The 3698-nt window shown below is 54.9% G+C and carries 3 protein-coding genes; all 3 read right to left on the bottom strand.

The window, feature by feature from the left end; all coding sequences use genetic code 11:
* Positions 1–221 precede the first annotated feature (221 nt).
* The 3 genes from ABFT80_RS27930 to ABFT80_RS27920 all read right to left on the bottom strand — a co-directional run bounded on the left by ABFT80_RS27930 (position 222) and on the right by ABFT80_RS27920 (position 3545).
* Entirely contained in the window at positions 222–836 is a 615-nt protein-coding gene (locus tag ABFT80_RS27930) for a cysteine hydrolase family protein (protein ID WP_347975218.1), read from the bottom strand.
* 6 nt (positions 837–842) lie between these two features.
* Entirely contained in the window at positions 843–2963 is a 2121-nt protein-coding gene (gene katE / locus ABFT80_RS27925; protein WP_347975217.1) for a catalase, read from the bottom strand.
* Positions 2964–3035: 72 nt separating this feature from the next.
* Positions 3036–3545, bottom strand: a complete 510-nt coding sequence (locus tag ABFT80_RS27920; protein ID WP_347975216.1) for a YciE/YciF ferroxidase family protein — start codon at positions 3543–3545, stop codon at positions 3036–3038.
* Positions 3546–3698: the final 153 nt, after the last annotated feature.

The raw sequence follows: 3698 nt of genomic DNA, 5'->3' as shown, positions 1-3698 counted from the left end.
GGTACGATCTTCAAAAGAAAGCCGAGCATCCCGCGCGAATTTTTCTGCCCAACCGCAGCGCTCGAATTGATATTGGGTCCGGACGCCATTTTCGATGACGACCGTCGCCCAGCCATCGGGGGTTTTCTTTACAAACGCCCTGCTGCATGAAAACTCGATTATCTCTCCCAAGGTTGCCTCCGTGCGTAAGCGTATCCAGAGCCAGATTTCCGTGTGTTGCTTCAGTTGGCCCGCCAGTTCCAGAGAATTTCATCCACGCCCGCTATTTCCACCTGCTGACCGAAACGCGACATGTAAAGGCTCATGACGGCGTCATGCGTTTCGTCGGCAGAGCCATAAACAGCGTCTGCGGCTATGATGACGCGAAACCCACGGTCGATAGCTCCCAGTACCGTTGCCAGGACACAGACGTCTGTTTCGCCGCCTGTTACGATCACAGTACGTGTCTCCCATGCCGTCAGCAGTGCGCTCAATCGCCCCTCGCTCCACGGTGAGTAAACTCTTTTGTCGATGACCGCGGCCGGTGGCACCAAGCGTGCGAGCGCTGGAACCAGCTCAAGCGTATGGGGGTCGAGATTGTCGAGGGTTAACGGCTCCCATTTTCGGTAATAGCGTTTCCAGCTACCGGGCGCTGTCTCGGGATTCCGGGCGGAGATAAATCTTGTAAAGATCGTTTTACGGGCATGCCTGCCGGCGAGTTCTTCAATCGCCGGCAGGATTTTTTCCATCCATGGCGCTCCCCAAAGTGAACCAGGCATGAAGACGTTCTGCATATCAATGCAAAGATGAATGCAGCCTTCGTCTAAAGGTCCGTGCACAAGTCCTTGTTGCGCCATAATCGTCTACAGTTTTACTTTCTGTTCCCTCGCCCAGAGCCTGAGCTTTCGACAGGATTCGATAAAGCCGGGTATCGCATCTGCGCTATCGAAGGGGATCAAACCCTCGTCCTCTTCGTCGAGGGGCACGCTCGCCTTTTCGAACAACGGTATTGCCCCTGCTGCATATCCGATGAATTTGCAGTGGGCGAACGCATCAGCAACGAAGTCGCGCGCAGCGGCTTCCTTGGCAAGCATGACCGCGCCGTCCTCCGGCATTAATAGGACGACAGCGTCGAACAACACGGATGGCCCGCCATCGATCATGTGCTTCGCTTCGATCCAGGTCCCGTCCGCCGCTTCGACACCGCCTACTTTGGGAGCCACGATTTCCATAGTGGCACCCTCTTTAGTCAGCGCCGTTTCCAGCTTTTTCAGCAACCCTGCATCGGCCCCCTCATTGACCAGCACACCGACTTTGCGCCCAGCGAAGCTTTCTGGACCGTTCTTGATGATACTCAGAGCATCGGAAGCCGCTAGATCGTCGCGCGGCGCAACAGCGGCATCGGCTGGCTTCGGCAATTGCTTCATGCCCAGCTTATCCGCAACGGTTTCTGCCAGTCCTTCATCGATGTTGAGAAGATGTGACACCATGCGCTCGCGGATGACAGGCGTCTCAACTTTGGAGAGCTCGAAGGTCAGAGCCATCGCAATATGCTTCTGCTCATGTGCGGTCTGGCTGTTAAAGAACTGCCGCGCCTGGCTGTAGTGGTCGGCAAAGGTTTCGGCGCGCAACCGAACTTTCTGACCTTCCTCTGCGTCTGCGAAAGAGCGGAAGCCGCGTTCGGGGGATTCACGTGGCCCCTCACCCCATGAGTTCGGCTGATAGTTTACGCGCCCGACCGGGTTGCGCATCGCCATATGGCCGTCCTGCTGAAAATGGTGGAAGGGGCATTTCGGTGCATTGATCGGAATGTGCGTGAAGTTGGTGGACCCCAGCCGTTTGATCTGGGTGTCGAGATAAGAGAAATTCCGCCCCTGAAGCAGCGGGTCGTTCGAGAAATCGATGCCCGGTGGAACATTCTGCGTCATGAAGGCTACTTGCTCGGTCTCGGCGAAGAAATTGTCAGGCATGCGGTCCAGCACCAGCCTGCCGACCGGGATCGGTTCAAGGATTTCTTCTGGAATGATCTTGGTCGGATCAAGGATGTCGAAATCAAACTTGTCAGCAAATTCCTGATCGAAGAGTTGCACGCGCAACTCCCACTCTGGAAAATTACCGGACTGGATCGCATCCCACAGATCGCGGCGATGGAAATCCGGATCGGCACCGTTAATCTTGACCGCCTCATTCCAAACGACAGATTGCAGCCCGAGCTTCGGCTTCCAGTGGAACTTTACAAAGGTGGATTCGTCCTCTGCATTCACAAGGCGGAACGTGTGAACACCGAACCCTTCCATGAACCGGAACGAACGCGGGATCGCCCTATCCGACATCACCCACATGATCATGTGCATCGATTCTGGGGTAAGCGAAATAAAGTCCCAGAAATTGTCATGTGCGGATGCCGCCTGCGGAAAGCCGCGGTCAGGCTCATCCTTGACGGCGTGAACCATGTCCGGAAACTTGATCGCATCTTGAATGAAAAACACCGGGATGTTGTTGCCAACGATATCCCAGTTGCCTTCCTGGGTGTAAAGTTTGACCGCAAACCCACGGACATCGCGGGCAAGATCGAATGAGCCTTTTGAACCCGCAACGGTCGAAAACCGGACAAATGCAGGTGTCTTTTCTCCGGCGCGCTGGAAGATATCTGCACGTGTGTATTTGGCAAGGGACTCATAGGTTTCGAAATAACCGTGTGCGCCGTAACCGCGCGCATGCACGACCCGCTCCGGAATTCGCTCGTGATCGAAATGGAATATCTTCTCGCGGAAATGAAAATCCTCGATCAGACTTGGACCTCGCTGACCAATCTTCAACGTATTCTGATCATCAGAAACCGGACCGCCCTGCGCAGTCGTCAAGATGGGTGTGTCACCCTTAGCGGTCTGGTGCAACTCGCCGCCATTCCCGCGAACGAGCTTTTGATCATGAATGGTCGCTGTGCTTTCGTTAGGTTTGGACGATCTGGTGCTTTTGGCCATAGCTGGCTCCTGTGGCTGGCTGAAACGGTAAGCAACAAGGCCCGGGATCAATCCCGGGCCTTGTTCAATTGTTCAGGCCGCTTTCGCCCGCTGGTTGGCGGATGCGTCCGCCAGTTTAGTCAAGTCGTTGTCCGTTTTTGATTCTTCCTGCAATGTGGCATCGAGCAGCTTAGCTGCATCAGCCATCCCAAGCTCTGTCGCCCAGCGCTTCAGCGTGCCGTAGCGGGTGATCTCATAATGCTCGACTGCCTGTGCCGAGGAGATCAACCCGGCGTCGAGAGCTGGCGTGTCCTTAAACTCGTCCATGATCTCCTCACCTTCGGAGATAATTCCCTCGATCGCGTCACATGTCTTACCCCGCGCTGGCTTGCCCATGATCTCGAACACCTGCTGCAGTCGTTCGACGTGACCCTCGGTCTCATTTTTATGCTTCTCGAAAGCCGCCTTGAGGTCATCGGACTGTGCAGCCCGCGCCATTTTCGGCAATGCCTTCAAGATTTTCTTTTCAGCGTAGTAGATGTCTTTCAACGTATCATGAAAGAGATCGTCGAGTGTCTTTTCCTTAGCCAATTCTTCCTCCATCGGTGAAAACGCCCCGTGCTGAGCGTGCTCTTAGAAAGCGCGAACAAGACCTTCGTTCCGTTCTGCAGCCCAGTATATTTTACCTGTGGTTTCACATTTTTAATTGCGTGCCGTGTTTTGAGACCGGGACACCCGACCACGCTGCCGGTGGTG

Source organism: Foliimonas ilicis, from assembly GCF_039939195.1.
GTDB classification, from domain to species: domain Bacteria; phylum Pseudomonadota; class Alphaproteobacteria; order Rhizobiales; family Rhizobiaceae; genus Foliimonas; species Foliimonas ilicis.
Note: the sequence above shows the minus strand (reverse complement) of the source record. Positions and strands in the feature narration are given on the sequence as shown.